The organism is Photobacterium sp. SKA34, assembly GCF_000153325.1.
Taxonomy (GTDB): Bacteria; Pseudomonadota; Gammaproteobacteria; order Enterobacterales; family Vibrionaceae; genus Photobacterium.
Map to the genome: position 1 here is coordinate 799,435 of NZ_CH724142.1, position 17,530 is coordinate 816,964.

A 17,530-nucleotide genomic window follows, 5' to 3' on the forward strand; every position below is an offset into this window, starting at 1 on the left:
TAATAGTAGTATTTAGAGCATTAAATGTAGACGCAATTTGATTAAAGTGAAATATATCTATAAGAATAGAAAGGAAACAGAAAATTATTAGCAGTAACGTTCGCAGATTACAAAAAATAGTGCTGTTTCTTATTACTAAGAAGAAACAGCATTTGTATCAACAACAGTAGTAAATAACGTTATTAGACAGCAAACAGTGCCCAATGGTTATCCCACATAATCGCACTTTGTTCTGACGTCTTTTTAAAATGGGTATCAATACTGAGTATTTTCCCTGCGCCAGAGCCAACAATCCAATGGTTATCTAGCATCGCAACGCCAGAAGCATCGACTAAAGGCTTCACCTCAACTAACTCTCGTGTTGATTGCTCCCAAATGCCGTAACAATTACCCCTAGGTGACGTTGCTAATAAATAGCCATCAATCGTACCGATACTGGCAATGTAATGATTAAACCTCAACCATTCTTCATCTTCAGCCAATAATGAGTGTAATGCTTGTCCACGTTGATGCGTAGCCACCAGCGGTGCGACATGTTCAGGCTTACCACGATACTGTTGACCGCAAGCGATATCCCCATTATCCATTAAGCTAAGATGACGAATACTTAGTCGCTTATCAGCAAGTTCTGCTTGATCAACAATCTCACCTCGGCTCTTATCTAAATACACTAATGCAGGTTGCATTGAATCAAGATTTAACGGTGTTCGCCCTTGGGTATGCACCCCACCAACACCCACAGCTAAGGTATTATTATCAGCCCAAATCACTTCATGAGGGCCAATACCAAAATCGCTAAACTCAGCCACTTTGGGTAAACCTTGCTTGACCTCATAAACCCCAATAATACCACGACTGGTTGCTGACTCTCCCTCCGTTGTATACAAATACTGACCATCGTCAGAAAAAACACCATGACCGTAAAAGTAACGATTAGGATCTGCTGCTCGTAAGCCCCATTCTTTACCTGATTTGTGATCAAACACTTGAACATATTGTCCAGGACGGCGAGAAAATACCGCAGCCAACACACCATTACGTTGTAACGATATACCATGCCCTCGTGTAGGTAACATAATTTTCAGCAGTGGATTTCCTGATAAATCAGCCACAACAGCTGCAAATTTCCCCGCTGCGGTTCGACTACAACCAATCAATTTGGGCTGGCTATGTGATTGTGCTGAAACACCATGTCTCGCGCTAACATCACAGCCAGTTACCGACATAAACGGTAAAGCACTGGCAGATGAAAGCGCATAACGTAATAATTTACGCCTCGATAAGTTAGTCGCCATCGGTTGCATTAAACCCCATTACAATACCTAGCTCTGCAGCTACATCATCGTGTAACGCTAACTGAATATATTCCAGCCCATTGAACACATTAATTAATTCACGGTATCCAGCTTTTGTTTTTAGTAACGACCCCATGCTTTTTTCTTGAGGCCAATCGGCTAACAACAGTTCAAAACGCTGATTAATACGATTTGCGGTGATCTCATGCCCTTCTTTAATCAATAAGGCATTCAGACCCTTGCCATTAGCAAGATACAACTGATGTAATGCTTCCACACTCGCTTTTAAACTCACCATTGATGTTTGTGAACGCCATGCTTCCGCTTGATATGGTTTAGGATTACCTGGCTTCCCCATTGGACGAGTCAGTTTTTTAAGGGTGTAATCAAGCTGGTTATTGAGCGCACCTAAATATTCACCTAAGGCTAATGGCGTCGGTAATGTTTGCCATGGGTTATGCTTCCACTCTGAGACTAAATCTGTGGCGGTTTGTACCATATGCCCTGTTATTGCAACGGCTAACTGACAATAATTAGCCTGAGATAACTGCTTTTGCTCTTTAAATAAAAACCATTCAGCAGCACCTAAACCCTGCACTACCACACTTTGATCAGCAATGCCTTGGCTGGTAAATGTTTTATCTGACTGTAACAACTGTTTAAGCTTTCTACCTGTGGTGTTCTTTTTATCAGGCCAAAATTGCACTTGCCAGCTTAAAGCTAATGCTTCTTCACTGCCTTTTTCGCGGCCTTGTAATGCCATCCAGCTTTGCATTGTTGATAGCCATGCATCTTGCGCCGCTTTTATAGAAGCATCACTGTACTGGCTACAAAGATGATTAACGCTCTCATGCAATAAACGTGTCGATTGCTGATACTTTGTTGCGGCATCCAGTGACAGTTCATAAACGGGCGTAAGATTAAAACCTAGCGCCTCCTTAGGTTTTACACTTTCAATCGGTGGCGTTGGTTTGGGCTCTGATTGTGAAACGTCAATACTGTCGTCACTACAACCTGTGGTAATAATACTTAACGCCAATGTACAAATAGCAAGAGTAATCTGAGATTGGCTTGCATACTTCTTCATTACAATACCTCCTCTTTACAGTGAATTTAAAAACGCGACTAATGCTTGGCGATCAGATAAAGGCAGTTGCAACACTTTATCGCGGCTCATTTGTGCTTCACCGCCATGCCATAACACTGCTTCCATAACCGTTCGTGCACGTCCATCATGTAAAAAGTTAGTGTGTCCGTTCACTTCCTCGGTATAACCTAATCCCCATAACGGCGGTGTACGCCATTCTTGACCATTAGCTAAAAACTCAGGACGATTATCTGCTAACCCTTCACCCATATCGTGTAATAACAAATCAGTATAAGGGTTGATAGTTTGTTCAGATAACGCTGGACGATTAGGTACGTTGGCTGTCTTAATATTCTTACGGTGACAACTTTCACAGCCAATATCAGAAAACAGCTTTTCACCAGTCATGACTTGAGGTTCTGTAATATTTCGACGCGCAGGAACCGCTAAATGCTGCGAATAAAATTCGACAAAATTAAGTACTTTTTCCGTAACTTCATGTTTGCCGCCATTAGGCAGCTCTTGGCAAATTGACTGTTTATTACTACAGTTTTCTTGTTCAAATAACGCACTGGTTAAGCCTAAATCACCACTAAACGCAGCAGCATTTTGCTGCATTAAAGTCGGTTGCCCCGCTTTCCAACCAAAGCGTCCAATCACCGTTTTATTCGCTTGCACGTCCCATACTTGGTTTAACTTTCCGCTTACGCCTCTGCCTTCATCGGCTTGTGCAGTAACAAAAGACTGCAATGTCGCCTCAGGGATATGCTCCAACAAACCCAATCCGATCATTGTTGGCGCAATACGTGCAGATAGCATTACATCTTCCGCCATTGGGCCATAATTGAGATCCTTGATAGTTAAATTAGGCTTACGTAGGGTTATCACCTCACCGTCAGCAAACGTCACTGGTAAATCACTGTAGGTTAATGATATTTGCCCTTCTGGTTTGGCTTCAGGCAAGGCAAAATCTTGTAATTGGCCGCCATAAGCCGGCTCTGGAATTGAGCCATTTTTAATTAACTGTTTTTTCTGCTCATTTGTTAGTGCAGGAATACTTAAACGTACCAGCATAGAAACAGCATTAATATCGCCTTTCTCAGGTGGATGACCGCGCCCATCCTTTATGTGGCAATTCTGACAACCATTAGTATTAAATAACGGCCCTAAACCATCACGAGCATCAGTTGTTGCAGGGGCTTGTACCCAAGGATTACGAAAAAAACTGTTACCAACACTGAAATCTAATCGCTTAGACATCGGCAAATTACTCGAAGGCAAAGAAAAGGCGTTGGCACCTGTTTTTGGCGTTGTAGTATCACCGCCAGATTTGATTTTTGCCAGTTGCTCTTGGGTATACTTTGGCTTTTGTTTTTCAGGAATAGTGGATTCTGCAGACGCAATAACAGGCAGTACCCCTAGTGACATCATCATCGTTGCTAAATACTTCATACTCATAGATTCTTATTATTAAAATACGAATAAAGTCGCCCTAATTGCTGGCGACTTATTTTTATATTTTTGTAGAGCGATAAGTCACTTAGAACTGATGATCTGCAGTATCTGGGTTTAAATTACTCACACCAATAATACTTGCCGCTTTTTCAATCTCAGCAGTTTGCTGCACTAAAGCCATAATAGATTTATTCACCAACGCATGGCCGGCTTTATTATCTGTAGCAATAAGCTGATCAAAGTGTTGGTTATCTTTTTCAGCTGAATCAACAAGTGTTTGTAGTTGAGCGCGAGTTTTATCAAATTCTGCTTTAATTTCAGCAGCGGCTTTTTTATCTTGAGCTGCCACTAAGTCATTAATACTTGGGCCTGTTAACACTTCACCATTAGTACGGGTGTAAGTACCGGTGTAAACGTTATAGATACCTTGCTCATTGTAGTAATGCGAGTTATGGGTGTTATCTGAAAAACAATCATGCTCGTCTTCCGTTGAATTGGCTTCTAACGCCACCTTCATGCGCTCACCAGCAAGCTCACCTAATGAAAGAGACCCCATACCAAACAGCATTTTACGTAAGCCGTTATCTGCTGATTCCGCTAGTAATTCACTACGGTAGTTCTTCGCTTCGGTTGCTGACCACTGCTTTTCCATCCATTGCAGATCGTTAATCAGCAGTTGAGAAGAAGCCGTTAAATACTCAGCACGACGATCACAGTTACCATTAGTACACGCTTCGCCCTTTACAAAGTCTGTAAATTTACGATCGCCAGCACCACTCTTAGTACCGTTAAGGTCTTGTCCCCATAATAGAAACTCAATTGCATGATAACCAGAAGCCACGTTTGCTTCAGAACCGCCTAATTCATTTAAACCAGCAATCAATTCAGGCGTGATCTTAGTAACATCAATCTCTTTATTACCGACATTCAGAGTATTACTTGCTACGATATTCGCTTTTGCGCCTTCATTACCAAGCTCGTGTTGGTAATCATTCGCTACGTAATCAATTAAACCTTCATCTAACGGCCACGCATTTAATTGCCCTTCCCAATCATCAACAATACCATTACCAAAACGGAATACTTCAGATTGTTGATAAGGAACGCGAGAAGCTTTCCATGCGATACGTGCTGCTGAAAGTGTTTTTTCAGAAGGATTAGCAACAAGTGCAGCAATCGCTTTATCTAAATCTTTCGCAGTAGTTAATGCATCACTATAAACATTGTGTGCAAGATCAGCATAATGCGTCACCACTTCTTGTTTAGTTGCCGCTTGTGTCACTGTCGGCAACGTGAATATCGCAGCCGCAATCAGAGTATGAGTAAATATTTTATTCATTAAAGGTTCTTCCTTGTTGAGCGTTTCTTGATACAACTAGAATGCAAATCTAACTGATAATTGTTATTATTCAGGCAATATATCAGATTGGTAACATTTTGAAACACATCAACCACAATTAATGATAATAATTTGCATTTAATTTTAAAAAAACCATAACTAGAGCAGATATAACGATTATCTCGATGTAATTCACGTATAATCTTTGCTATAGCTAGCGTAATGATACATATTGCACTACTGAGATTTATTACCACAGTGATAAATATCAATACGTAATATGCCGCTGTAAGATTTGGAGATTTACATGGACAAGCACGAAGAAGTTCTGATTGCTCTTCGACAAATTATTCGCGCTATCGACCTGCATTCAAGAAAATTGAACAAAAACGCAGGATTGACAGGGCCTCAATTAGTTTTGATGCGAGCGATTAAAGCATCAGGTGAAGAAGTGACTATTCGTCAGCTTTCTAATAACACTAATATGAGTCAAGCAACGGCTACGACCATTCTTGATCGACTAGAAAAGCGCGGTTTAGTCGTACGTCAACGTAGCCAATTAGATAAGCGTAAAGTGCATGCTCACCTTACCGAAGATGGCTTAACACTCCTTGAAAAAGCGCCATTACCGCTGCAAGACAGCTTTATTTCTCAATATCAAGAGTTGGACGATTGGGAACAATCACTGCTACTGTCATCAGTACAGCGTATTTCAACCATGATGAATGCCGAACATCTTGATGTTGCTCCCCTACTTGAAGTAGGTAGCATTACTCAGCAAGAAAAAACCAAAAGCGAATTAGAAGAATAAGCGTCACACACGTTCGTAAATATTGAGAGAATAAAGAACCGATCATTTGATCGGTTTTTTAGTTTAAGTTATTTAGATATCTTTACGGGTTTTGGAAACATCCACGTACCATCTATAATATCTTGGCTAGGTTGATACATCCGCACAATGTAATTCCAACCTTCCATAATAGGTAGACAGTTAACGCGATTATCCTCACAGCCACCAAAATGAATTGTATAAGAACCATCCAGATTCGGCCTTCCCATCACGCTATTCACATTGTATTTACCTAACTTATTTTCTTTGAAATAACCATCAGCGTCATACAAGCTTATTGACCAAAACGCGTTAACCGGAACATCTTTTACATTAATCTGGTAAGTATCCACAGGCAGTTTTGGATCAACATTACCATAAAATGCATTCTTATCGGGTAAAGCGCCCCACCCCATTATAGTACCGATAGGAAACACGGCTGGATTCACTTCATCAGGACGACCAAAAGCTCCTTTTAGGCTTGGTAAAGTTCTCCCTTTTTCTAACATTTTGTCATAAAGTTTTTTATAACTTTCAGAATCATATTTCGCTGGCTGATAAAGCGTTTTTGCGTTGGCTTTCACATTATCTGAAATCAATTTCTGCAAATTTTGTACTTGCGAAATATCCTTTTTAGATGATGCATTGACTAAAATCCGAACAATGAAAGCAGCATAATCACTACCTACATTTTCGCTGTTTAACTCGTACTGACCAGCGCCCGTTTTAACAAATGTGGTATAACCTTGCTCATTAACCGTCATTAGCGAAACATACCGATCCTCCATATCTGGAATGGTAATTTTTACCCCAGCACTCACATCAAAAACACCCGTCATATAAAGTGTGTCACGATTCATTCTTATAACAGGCTGGTTATTAATAGGGGTTGGCTCTTTGAAACTATAGAATTGATTTAGCCCGCCAGTAAGTGCCAGTAATCTTTGTGCTTGATTTATAAACTCTACACTCGGAAGTGTTTGTAGCGTAACAGGATCATAACTAGTTTTTTCCTTTGCCTTTACTTGGCAAGACCCGCCCCCAAACAACATTGAAGCAAATAATATCCAAGTGATTTTAATTCTCATCATCTGCACTCACTTTTTAGAGGGTATTGATGTTGGCAGCATCCAATTGCCATCTAATGTTTCTTGTTTGGGCTGATAGAAATGAAGTCAGAATCAAAGATAAAGTTTTTTGCAGCCTCGTCATGTGATCTCAATTCCATTGCCATTAATAGTCATAACCCTTTTATAGCTAAAGAATGCAATGAGCCATTCATCAAGAATGAGAATAGAGAGTAACGAAAACAGAGAATCAAGGCGAACCAGCGCTACACACAATGTTGCAATTAGGTAACAAAAAATAATTTAGCAATGAAAAAATGAGACCTAAATCACCCCGTGATTTTGTATTACAAAATAATAAAACATCGGGGATAAATTGCTTCATAAAAGTGATCTATATGGTGTTTTAAAACATAAATTATTAATGAAATCATAACTAAATAGAATGTGAGATAAATTCTTGAATTGCACAAAATCACATATATTCGTCACTCGAATCGTCAAGCAATGTAAAAATTAGTGATCAACAAGGATGAAAGCTAGGAAGAATAAGTTATAAAATGGGAAAAATTAATCAATGTGACTTATAAATTCAGCAATATTTGCAACGTACATCATCATTTTGCAACAAAATGAAACATGTGTTTTACATTGCTTACTTTTGCCATTAAATTGCACTCATAAACTTTATGAACAAAAGAAGGAAATCAGACACGGTTAATATCAATAACGAATAACAAATTTCTAAATTTTGTTTACAACGTTAAATAATTACAAATCAATAATATATATTTGACAATCCTTTTAAAGCAGTCTTCTGATTTTCATTACTGGATAAAGTGAAAGTAGTACAAGGTCAGGGAGGAAAAATGAAGATAACACGCAGCAGGAAAGTTGGGATAACGATCCTTGCAACATTATCAGTAGCACTTTTAACGTTCATATTTACTAGCAGTAATATGGTTCTATTTGATTCAAAAGGCTCGATTGGTCAAGCCCAGTCTTCACTGATCATTACATCAGTACTTTTGATGGCAATAATTATAGTCCCTGTTTTGCTGATGTCCGTGTATTTCCCTTACAAATACCGCCACAGCAATAAAGATGCTGAGTACAAACCAAACTGGGAGCATTCCACAAAAATCGAAGTGATTGTGTGGGCAGTTCCTTGCTTAATCATTCTTGCGCTAGGTTGGATCACTTATCAAACCTCATATTCTCTCGACCCGCGTAAAGAGATTGCATCTGAAGAAAAACCGTTGACTATCCAAGTTGTTGCAATGAACTGGAAGTGGCTATTTATTTATCCTGAACAGCAGATAGCAACAGTTAATGAGATTGCATTACCTGTAAATCGACCAGTTAGATTCTTAGTTACATCAGACACCACGATGAATTCATTCTTCATCCCACAACTTGGTAGCCAGGTGTACGCAATGGCTGGGATGGAAAATAGACTTCACCTTATGGCAGAAGAGAAAGGCGTTTACCGTGGTATTTCTGCAAACTACAGCGGCTTTGGTTTTACCAACATGAAGTTTAAAGCACACGCAGTAGACAATGCCGACTTTGAACAATGGGTTCAAAAAGTTAAAGCATCCGACAAAGTATTGAACGACAGCAGCTACGCTGTGCTGACAGCCAATGCTAAAGAGCAAATTAAAACAGCCCACCCTGTGACTTACTTTGCTTCTGTCGATCCTCTTCGATTCAAAGATATTATTGAAAAACACGCGGGAGTCCAAAATGGCTTATAAAGGCGATGTCTACGCCGATCCGGATCCTATCTTCGGCAAACTAAATTGGGATGTGATTCCATTTACAGACCCAGTCATATTACCTGTTATGCTAGGTGCCCTTCTTGGTGGATTAGCACTTGTAGCTGCAATTACTTACTACGGTAAGTGGAAGCATTTGTGGGAACAATGGTTTACTTCCGTCGACCATAAGAAAATCGGCATCATGTACATCATTGTCGCGGCAGTGATGCTTTTCCGTGGTTTTGCTGACGCCTTCATGATGCGAACTCAACAAGCTGCAGCAACCATCAATGGGACTGGTTATCTCCCCCCAGAGCACTACGACCAAATTTTCAGTGCCCATGGTGTAATCATGATTTTCTTCGTTGCCATGCCATTCGTGGTAGGTCTGATGAACATCATCGTTCCACTGCAAATTGGTGCACGTGACGTAGCCTTCCCATTCTTAAACTCTTTGAGCTTCTGGCTCTTTGTAGTTGGTGCAATTCTGATTAACATGTCACTGTTTATCGGTGAGTTTGCTTCAACAGGTTGGCTTGCTTACCCGCCACTATCAGGTATGGAATACAGTCCTTGGGTGGGTGTCGACTACTGGCTTTGGGCGCTACAGATCTCTGGTATCGGTACCCTACTGACCGGTGTTAACTTCGTTGTGACCATCATTCGCATGCGCGCACCAGGTATGAAACTGATGCAAATGCCTGTGTTTACATGGACATCGCTATGTGCAAACGCACTGATTGTTCTGGCTTTCCCGATTCTGACAGTAACGTTAACGCTATTAACACTTGACCGTTACATTGGCACCCATTTCTTCACAACAGATATGGGCGGTAACGTAATGATGTACGTTAACCTTATCTGGGCATGGGGTCACCCTGAAGTATACATTCTGATTTTACCTGCTTTTGGTATATTCTCAGAAATCACAGCGACATTCTCACGTAAGCGTCTATTCGGCTATGTATCACTTGTGTGGGCAACAGCCGTTATCATGATTCTGTCATTCGTTGTATGGCTACACCACTTCTTCACCATGGGTGCAGGTGCAAGTGTTAACGCTTTCTTTGGTATTGCTACGATGATTATCTCTATTCCAACTGGGGTTAAGATATTCAACTGGCTATTTACTATGTACAAAGGCCGCGTTGAGTTTTCAGCGAGCATGTGGTGGACAATTGCATTCCTAATTACCTTTACAATTGGTGGTATGACGGGTGTTATGCTTGCAGTTCCAGCAGCAAACTTCGTACTTCACAACAGCTTATTCGTTATCGCTCACTTCCATAACGTGATTATCGGTGGTGCGCTATTCGGTTACTTTGCAGGTTTCACTTACTGGTTCCCTAAAGCTACGGGTTTCAAGCTAGACGAAAAACTAGGCAAACTTTCTTGTGTTCTTTGGACTGTCGGGTTCTTCGTAACCTTCATGCCAATTTACGTTCTTGGTTTCAGTGGTATGACACGTCGTCTGAATGTTGCAGATAACCCTGAGTGGGCACCACTACTTTGGATCTCTGCATTTGGCGTATTTATCATTGCATCGGGTATTGCGACTCAATTCTACCAAGTTTACGTAAGTATTCGTGACCGTAAGAAGAACCTTGATCTTACCGGTGACCCTTGGGATGGACGTACGCTTGAGTGGGCAACATCTTCGCCACCAGCGTTCTACAACTTCGCGACGCTACCTAAAATTCACGACCGTGATGAGCACCACTATGCGAAAGAGAACGGATTAGCGTACAAAGCACCTGAACGTTACAAGCGCATTCATATGCCTAAGAATACGTGGGCAGGTGTTGTGATCAGCGCATTTGCATTAACACTCGGTTTCGCTTTTATATGGCATATCTGGTGGATGGTAATCGCTAGCGGTGTTGGTATTTTGGCCTCATGGATTGCATACAGTTTTGAGCGCAACAAAGACTACTACGTTGAAGTTGCTGAAGTTGAAGCAATTGAGCGTGCACATCTAGCACGTGTTTATGGCGAACAAGGTTCGACTAGCGAAGAAAATAAAGACGAAGATCAGGATGAAGATGATTCGTCTGACCTAAAACCTGTTACGGCATAGGGACTGACAGCAATTATGACTACAGAAGTTAAACATACATTTGAACCAAACGTCGCTGTTCAGTCACATGACGGTCATGATCACGATGATCATGACCATCATGATTACGCAGGCGATACGATCTTTGGTTTCTGGATTTATATCCTTAGTGACTGTTTATTATTCGGTACGCTTTTCGCAGTGTTTGCCGTTTTCTCAAACAGCTTTGCTGGACAAATTGAGCCAACTGAACTGTTCAATTTAACTTTCGTTGCTGGTGAAACTGCCCTACTTCTCCTAAGTAGTTTCACTTTTGGCATGGCGATGCTTAAGGCGAACAATGAAAACATGAAGGGCATGCTCAAATGGTTGGGCATTACCTTTGCACTCGGTCTGTCTTTCTTAGTAATGGAGCTTTATGAGTTCTGGCATTTCAGTAATGAAGGTGCCACTTTCCACAGCAGTGCATACTGGTCATCTTTCTATGCACTTGTTGCAACGCACGGACTTCACGTATTTGCTGGCCTGATTTGGATGACTGTTCTATTCGTCCATTTCAAGCGTGATGGTTTTTCTGAAGATAATAAAACTCGTCTAGCTTGTCTGAGCTTATTCTGGCACTTCCTAGATGTTATTTGGATCTGTGTATTCAGCGTTGTTTACTTGATGGGGGTATTGTAATGGCTAATTCATCTGAGCACGGCCAAGGTGGACAGGCTCACGGTAGCGTAAAAGAGTATTTAAATGGCTTGATTCTATCCATCATTCTAACTGTAGTGCCTTTTGCTATGGTGATGGCTGGAATCGGCTCTAAGCCGCTAATTATCGGCGTAATCATGGTTTTCGCAGTCGCGCAAATTTTTGTTCAACTTGTTTACTTTTTACATATGAATGCCTCATCAAAGCAGATGTGGAATACCTCTTCCGCCGTTTTTGTTGTGGTAATTGTCGCAATTATCCTCATTGGTTCGTTGTGGATTATGGAACACCTAAATCACAACATGCTGATGGGTCACTAATAGGGTTTCAGGATGTATAGACCTTATCTAAAAATCACCAAACCCGGTATTATCGGCGGCAACTTAGTTGCCGCCATCGGTGGTGTGCTTCTCGCTTCTCAAGGCAATATCGATTGGCTATTACTCCTTGCTGTGTGTATGGGTACTAGCCTAATCGTTGCATCAGGCTGCGTTTTCAACAACGTGATCGATAAAGATATCGATCGCTTAATGAAACGTACCTGCGAAAGAGAACTCGTTAAAAATGTTATACCTGTATCTCACGCACTTATCTGGGCCACGGTATTAGGTTTGTCTGGCTTCTACCTACTTAGCCAATTTACAACAACGATTGCATTGCAATTTGGTGTGCTTGGATTCGTTGTCTATGTCGGTTTATATAGTCTTTACTACAAGCGTAAATCCGTTTACGGCACACTGATAGGCGGACTTTCTGGTGCATGTCCTCCGGTTATCGGTTATTGCGCAGTAACAGGTCACTTTGATGCTGGCGCTGCGATCTTATTCATTACTTTCTGTATCTGGCAGCTTCCTCATTCCTATGCCATTGCTATTTACCGATTTGATGATTACAAAGCAGCATCCATTCCAGTTCTACCTGTAGAAGTGGGAATAGCACGTGCTCGTTTACACATCATTGCTTACATCATTGCGTTTGCTGTTGCTGCTTTAGCACTTAACTACCTAGGTTATGCGGGTAGCTGGTATGCACTAGGTGTTGGTTTAGTCAGTCTTCACTGGTTGTATATTGCCAAAGTGGGCTACCAAAAAGTGCCAGATGCGCAATGGGGCAAACAAATGTTACTTTGCTCAATCGCTAACATCATGGTGTTTTGTTTACTTATTTCTCTCGACTTTTCGGCGGGAGACCTATCAAAAAATTATCAAGCTAGTAATACAGTAGTTTCTACTCTGCTGGAGCGAAGTTAATGACGAAAAACCCTGTAAAAATTGTGCTCCTTCTTGGAGCACTTGCCCTCACTGGCATTTTCGCGCTTTACATAAATAACAGCACAACCCCGATTGGAGAAAAACAAAAAGCGCTTAAAGATCTTGGCGGTGAATTTCAACTAAATAGCCTTGATGGCACCGTCAGCCTTGACCAATTTAAAGGTCAAACTGTCGTTCTTTATTTTGGATTCTTAAACTGCGCTGAAGTCTGCCCTTCTTCTATGGGCGTAATGTCGACAGCTTTTTCAATGTTACCACCTGAAGAATATGCAAACGTACAAGGTATTTTTATTAGTGTTGATCCTGGTCGAGATAACCTTGACTCTCTTGACAAGTTTGCTAAGCATTTTGATAAACGCATCAAAGGTTTAACAGGGACAAAACAAGAAATAGACGCCTTAACAGAACAGTATGGTGTTTACTTTGATTTAGTTGATATGGAATCTTCTGAACTTAGCTACACCGTAGACCACGCTTCTCGTTTCTATATTATTAATCCAGAAGGAAAGTTGGTTGATGCAATGAGCCATACAACAACACCTATTGAGCTAGCTGCAGGTATTGACCGTGCTCATAGCAACACCCTTGCTAATAACTAAAATTTATAGGGAATTTTATGAAAAAGACCGTATTATCAATTGCATTAGTACTAGCTGCATTCCAAGCTTCTGCTAATGACCACATTACACACGATCACAGTGGCCATGATGCAACTGCCGCTGACACGAAAACATACCATGAAGTACAAAACATTAATGACGTACTGACGATTGAAAATGCTCGTGCTAAAGCAACCATTCCCGGGGTAAAGGTTAGCGCTGGTTATATGAAGATCACCAACGATACCGATAAGCCTATTCGTCTTGTAGAGGCAAAATCATCTATAGCAAAACACACAGAGATCCACCGTATGTTTATGCGTGATAGTCAGATGGCAATGCGTAAAGTTGATTCCCTTGAGATCCCTGCAAATGGTTCTGTTGAACTAAAGCCAAAAGATTACCACCTAATGTTTATGGGTGTTAAAGAAGCATTTGAGCCGGGACAAGAAATCAAAGTGACTTTAGTTGCCGACAACGGTGAAAGTTTTGACGTGCAACTCACTGTTATGCCGATGACCAAGTATTGATTCGGGGTATAAATATGAAGTTATTTGCTTGTGTGCTAGGTTCGCTGATCGCTTTACCAAGCTTGTTTAATATCGCTCAAGCGAAAACATCAATGGACAGTATTCTTGAGAGCCAAGCTATCCCCTGCTCTTCTGAACTAAGGGATTTGGCAACAGCCACGTTAAAAGAGAATCCTCATAGAATGCTGCCTTACGTGAGTAAGTCTGATGATGTGCATCTTTTCAATGCACTGGCTGTAACCACCTATCGTGATCGTCAAAGCCATGTAACTTTTCATGGTGTGAAAAATATCGAAGGTGGATGTGATACTTCAGTTACTGAAAGCTATATTTTGCAAACTTCTTGTGCTGACGCTCGCCATGAAGCTTTTAGCAAATGGGATTTCGAAGGAAAACTGAATGAACATACTTATGTGCTAAAGAGTAAAAAAATCAAAGGTAAAGAAGCGTTTCTTACAGAGCAGTTCTCGAACTTTTGCTTAGTAACGACACGTCAAGTGATTAGTAACTAACCATAAACATAATCAATATCAATGCCCTATTTCTTGATTTATCAAGTACAGGGCATTTTTTATTCGTCACGCAACTAAGTATTAACGTTAGCCGTTATACCCTTTATTAGAGGTCAGTTTCGCTAAACCTTTCACCACGCGGAATATAGACCAAATCCAGACTGCAATAGCGAAGAAATAGCCTACAACAACTAATGTTAGTACGCCGCAAATAATAGATAAGCCTAACCCCCACCAGAACGTTGTTGTAATATTGCTGTAGTGATCGGCAAAGATAGTCCCTTTTGCATCACTCTTTTTCACCATTGCCCAAACTGCACCAACGAACCAGAAAATCCCAGTAAATAAGCCAAGAATCATCAAGCCATAGGCAATTAATGCGTTTGTTTTTGCGGCTTCATCTTTTGCTGTCATGGTTGGATTAACCACCACCTCTTCTTGCATCTCTGACATGTAATACTCCTAAATTTTTCAGTTATTCATCCGATCAAATAATGATGAAAATACTATATAGGTCTATTTTTACTCGCAACGTAATACCTTGGAATGAAACAAGATACACAATGTTATTCGACGAATATCTAAATTCATCATTTATAAACATTCAATATCCATCTTCATGGCGGTTTCATTTAACAATAATCAGCAAAATGCATTTAAGAATAAGACACTAAAGCTCATTGCTACGCAGCTTAGCAGCATCAAATTAATAAAAAACCGATCGATTGTTTGGTTTTTTATTGAAGCTAGAGTTAACTTATTTATGGATAGTTTCGTGTTATATGGATCGCTAAATTAGTATATAACGGATTACTTGAGGTATAGCAAAGCTTCTACTGTAGCGGCCAAATTTACTTAGCCACTACACATTACGATGCTAACTGGTTAACGTTTTCATTAAATCCGATGCAGAGACTTCTTCACATGCATTCCTGTTTGTACCAGACCATAAGGGGGTAAAATCACAAGACAATTGTGATTCAGCCTTTGCTCTTAGTGGTGCCATCGCTATTGAAGCATATGGGAATTTCGGAGCTTCTTTTGAAATATAATCGAGTTCGATCATTACTTTGTTGCGTATTCCTCTTGCTGGTCGACCAGAGAATACGTTAGTGATTGCGGTAATTTGTTTGTTAGATTTGAGCGAAGCCCTATGTACTTTAGTCGTCTTAACTTCATTGCAAAGCAAAAAGGCTGTACCTACTTGAACACCACTACTTCCAAGTTCAACTAACTTTCGTATGTCATCCTTAGACCCAATACCTCCTGCGGCAACAATAGGTACAGATACATGTGATTGCAAAGCAAGTAACAGTTCTACTGTAGGCATTTGACTATTCAAGTCATTGGTTAAAAACATTGCTCTATGACCGCCAGCTTCTACACCTTGTGCAATGATGATATCTGCACCATGCTTCTCTAACCAGATCGCCTCTTCTAGCGTAGTAGCAGACGAAAGTATCACAGTACCCCAAGACTTGATTCGTTCGATAAGTTCCTGTGAGGGCAAGCCGAAATGAAAACTTAGAACTGGTGGTTTAAATGGCTCTATACAATCAGCCATTTTGGAATCAAAAGGGTAACGCAAACCCTGTAAACCATTAGGACTTTCAACTTCTAAGTCCCTGTAGTAGCCCTGTAATAGCGATTGCCAATTTTTTAGTGAATCTTGATCTATTGGCTCCATTTCGTGGCAAAAAAAGTTTAGGTTATAACGTTTATCACTATGTGCTTTAAATTGCTCAATTTCTTCCACTACTTTCTCAGGAGTTAGCATTCCACATGGAATAGAACCGAGTCCACCAGCTTCGGAAACTGCGACAGCTAACTCCCAGTTTTGTACACCTGCCATTGGCGCTTGAATGATGTTTAGCTTAGTTCCGAGTAACTGGTTTAACTTAGAGGTCATTATTGATCCTTGCTTTCCAATATGAGCTTAGTAGCATCAATGTTAACAGTTGCAAACGAAAAGTTTAACAATATGTGAACTAAGCTACTTTGAACGGCCAACCATTAGTAATCGTGATAGGAGTATGTGAGGACTCTAGCAAACTTCGGGGCAATCATGAGTTAGCGGCAACGAGTAAGCATCTCGCCTCTTCTCCTATAATCACGTATGATTAATTCCTCTTTTTCATCAATGGAATGAACTATGTTACTCGAAGGTATTGAAACCTTATTAGTGCTAGCAGAAGAAGGCACCATGAGCCGTACGGGAAGCCGTTTATATATCAGCCAGTCAGCCGTGAGCAAACGGATTGCCAAGCTAGAAGCGACATTAGGCACTAAGCTGATCATACCTGCGGGACGGTTAATTAAGCTAACCCCTGACGCCCATGCGCTGATTAACAATGTAGGGCCGAGTTTTAATGAAATTCGAGGGTTGATTTTTGAACATCAGAACCAAGACGATCAAAGCATTATTACGATTGATTGCTCTGAAACCTTAGTCGCGGGTTATTTATCACAAGCGATGGGGCAATATTTCCAGCACGATAAATACATTTCAATTACCACTCACCATACCCCTGTGATTGTCGAAAACGTACAATCCGGTAAGGCATCCATTGGCTTTTGTGCGGGGCATTTACCTTCACAATACAGTTTCATTGCTCAACACTTAATGGACGAACCCTTCAAATTAGTTTTTAACCAACCACTAACGACCTTACCAAAAGCCATTTTGGTGAATGATTTAAAAAACCCTGCGAATATTTCTCAAGCCGCAGTATTACAAAAATTAGGCATTATACCGTTAATGGAAATGGATTCTTATACCGCAGCAGCACAGCTAGGCTTGGCTGGTGTTGCTCCTGCCCTTGTACCTGACTCCATTATAAAAACACTAAAGATTGAGGAAAAGTTCTGTTTTCAGTTTAAGGAACTTACAGAACTTATCCGCCCTATTTCTCTGATTTATCGTCAAAATAGTTATAAGTTAACTCGAGTAAAAAACCTTGTCGATACAATCGCAGATCTCTTTACCTAAATTATTATTGTTGGTTTACGAATATAAATTTTTACTCAGTTC

17 protein-coding genes are annotated in these 17,530 nt (G+C 40.6%); 10 read left to right on the top strand and 7 right to left on the bottom strand.

All coding sequences use genetic code 11. The annotated features are described in order from the left end of the window. Positions 1–182 precede the first annotated feature (182 nt). The 4 genes from SKA34_RS12610 to SKA34_RS12625 form a co-directional block, all read right to left on the bottom strand. Complete coding sequence (locus SKA34_RS12610) at positions 183–1,304, bottom strand: DUF1513 domain-containing protein (RefSeq protein ID WP_006645919.1); 1,122 nt, start codon at positions 1,302–1,304, stop codon at positions 183–185. Beyond that, complete coding sequence (locus SKA34_RS12615) at positions 1,285–2,382, bottom strand: imelysin family protein (protein WP_006645920.1); 1,098 nt, start codon at positions 2,380–2,382, stop codon at positions 1,285–1,287. Before SKA34_RS12615 ends, SKA34_RS12610 begins: the two co-directional genes overlap by 20 nt. Before the next feature lie 15 nt (positions 2,383–2,397). Further along, on the bottom strand, positions 2,398–3,834 hold the full coding sequence (locus SKA34_RS12620) for a di-heme oxidoredictase family protein (RefSeq protein ID WP_006645921.1): 1,437 nt from the start codon (positions 3,832–3,834) through the stop codon (positions 2,398–2,400). Positions 3,835–3,922: 88 nt separating this feature from the next. Continuing rightward, positions 3,923–5,176, bottom strand: coding sequence for an imelysin family protein (locus SKA34_RS12625; RefSeq protein ID WP_006645922.1), 1,254 nt, complete (start codon positions 5,174–5,176; stop codon positions 3,923–3,925). 307 nt (positions 5,177–5,483) lie between these two features. Here SKA34_RS12625 and SKA34_RS12630 point away from each other — a divergent pair, with 307 nt between their 5' ends. Beyond that, positions 5,484–5,987: a MarR family winged helix-turn-helix transcriptional regulator gene (locus SKA34_RS12630; protein WP_006645923.1), complete on the top strand. Its 504-nt coding sequence runs from the start codon at positions 5,484–5,486 to the stop codon at positions 5,985–5,987. Between the two features lie 68 nt (positions 5,988–6,055). Here the strand turns inward: SKA34_RS12630 and SKA34_RS12635 are convergent, their stop codons facing one another. Continuing rightward, positions 6,056–7,096, bottom strand: coding sequence for a DUF1214 domain-containing protein (locus tag SKA34_RS12635; RefSeq protein ID WP_006645924.1), 1,041 nt, complete (start codon positions 7,094–7,096; stop codon positions 6,056–6,058). Positions 7,097–7,941: 845 nt separating this feature from the next. Between SKA34_RS12635 and cyoA the strand changes: the two genes are divergently transcribed. The 8 genes from cyoA to SKA34_RS12675 are packed head-to-tail and all read left to right on the top strand — an operon-like array spanning position 7,942 to position 14,499. Beyond that, positions 7,942–8,829 (top strand): ubiquinol oxidase subunit II, encoded by an 888-nt coding sequence (cyoA, locus tag SKA34_RS12640; RefSeq protein ID WP_006645925.1) that lies wholly within the window; start codon positions 7,942–7,944, stop codon positions 8,827–8,829. Positions 8,830–8,857: 28 nt separating this feature from the next. Then, positions 8,858–10,909 carry a cytochrome o ubiquinol oxidase subunit I gene (cyoB, locus tag SKA34_RS12645; protein ID WP_232284280.1) on the top strand — a complete coding sequence of 684 codons (2,052 nt, stop codon included), beginning with the start codon at positions 8,858–8,860 and terminating at the stop codon, positions 10,907–10,909. Between the two features lie 15 nt (positions 10,910–10,924). Further along, the gene (gene cyoC, locus SKA34_RS12650; protein WP_006645927.1) at positions 10,925–11,569 is read left to right on the top strand and encodes a cytochrome o ubiquinol oxidase subunit III; all 645 of its coding nucleotides are present in this window, start codon (positions 10,925–10,927) and stop codon (positions 11,567–11,569) included. Then, complete coding sequence (cyoD, locus tag SKA34_RS12655) at positions 11,569–11,907, top strand: cytochrome o ubiquinol oxidase subunit IV (protein ID WP_006645928.1); 339 nt, start codon at positions 11,569–11,571, stop codon at positions 11,905–11,907. Before cyoC ends, cyoD begins: the two co-directional genes overlap by 1 nt. A gap of 12 nt (positions 11,908–11,919) precedes the next feature. Continuing rightward, the gene (cyoE, locus tag SKA34_RS12660) at positions 11,920–12,837 is read left to right on the top strand and encodes a heme o synthase (RefSeq protein ID WP_006645929.1); all 918 of its coding nucleotides are present in this window, start codon (positions 11,920–11,922) and stop codon (positions 12,835–12,837) included. After that, the gene (locus SKA34_RS12665) at positions 12,837–13,457 is read left to right on the top strand and encodes an SCO family protein (protein ID WP_006645930.1); all 621 of its coding nucleotides are present in this window, start codon (positions 12,837–12,839) and stop codon (positions 13,455–13,457) included. Before cyoE ends, SKA34_RS12665 begins: the two co-directional genes overlap by 1 nt. 17 nt (positions 13,458–13,474) lie before the next feature. Further along, entirely contained in the window at positions 13,475–13,987 is a 513-nt protein-coding gene (locus SKA34_RS12670) for a copper chaperone PCu(A)C (protein WP_006645931.1), read from the top strand. A 14-nt stretch (positions 13,988–14,001) separates the two neighbouring features. Continuing rightward, positions 14,002–14,499, top strand: coding sequence for a hypothetical protein (locus SKA34_RS12675; protein ID WP_006645932.1), 498 nt, complete (start codon positions 14,002–14,004; stop codon positions 14,497–14,499). A gap of 87 nt (positions 14,500–14,586) precedes the next feature. Here SKA34_RS12675 and SKA34_RS12680 read toward each other — a convergent pair whose 3' ends face one another. Next, positions 14,587–14,952 carry a hypothetical protein gene (locus SKA34_RS12680; RefSeq protein WP_006645933.1) on the bottom strand — a complete coding sequence of 122 codons (366 nt, stop codon included), beginning with the start codon at positions 14,950–14,952 and terminating at the stop codon, positions 14,587–14,589. A gap of 424 nt (positions 14,953–15,376) precedes the next feature. Beyond that, on the bottom strand, positions 15,377–16,408 hold the full coding sequence (locus tag SKA34_RS12685; protein WP_006645934.1) for a nitronate monooxygenase family protein: 1,032 nt from the start codon (positions 16,406–16,408) through the stop codon (positions 15,377–15,379). A gap of 243 nt (positions 16,409–16,651) precedes the next feature. On the opposite strand from SKA34_RS12685, the gene SKA34_RS12690 reads away from it, so the two are divergent. Beyond that, positions 16,652–17,488 (top strand): LysR family transcriptional regulator, encoded by an 837-nt coding sequence (locus SKA34_RS12690; RefSeq protein ID WP_006645935.1) that lies wholly within the window; start codon positions 16,652–16,654, stop codon positions 17,486–17,488. The last annotated feature ends 42 nt before the right edge of the window (positions 17,489–17,530 follow it).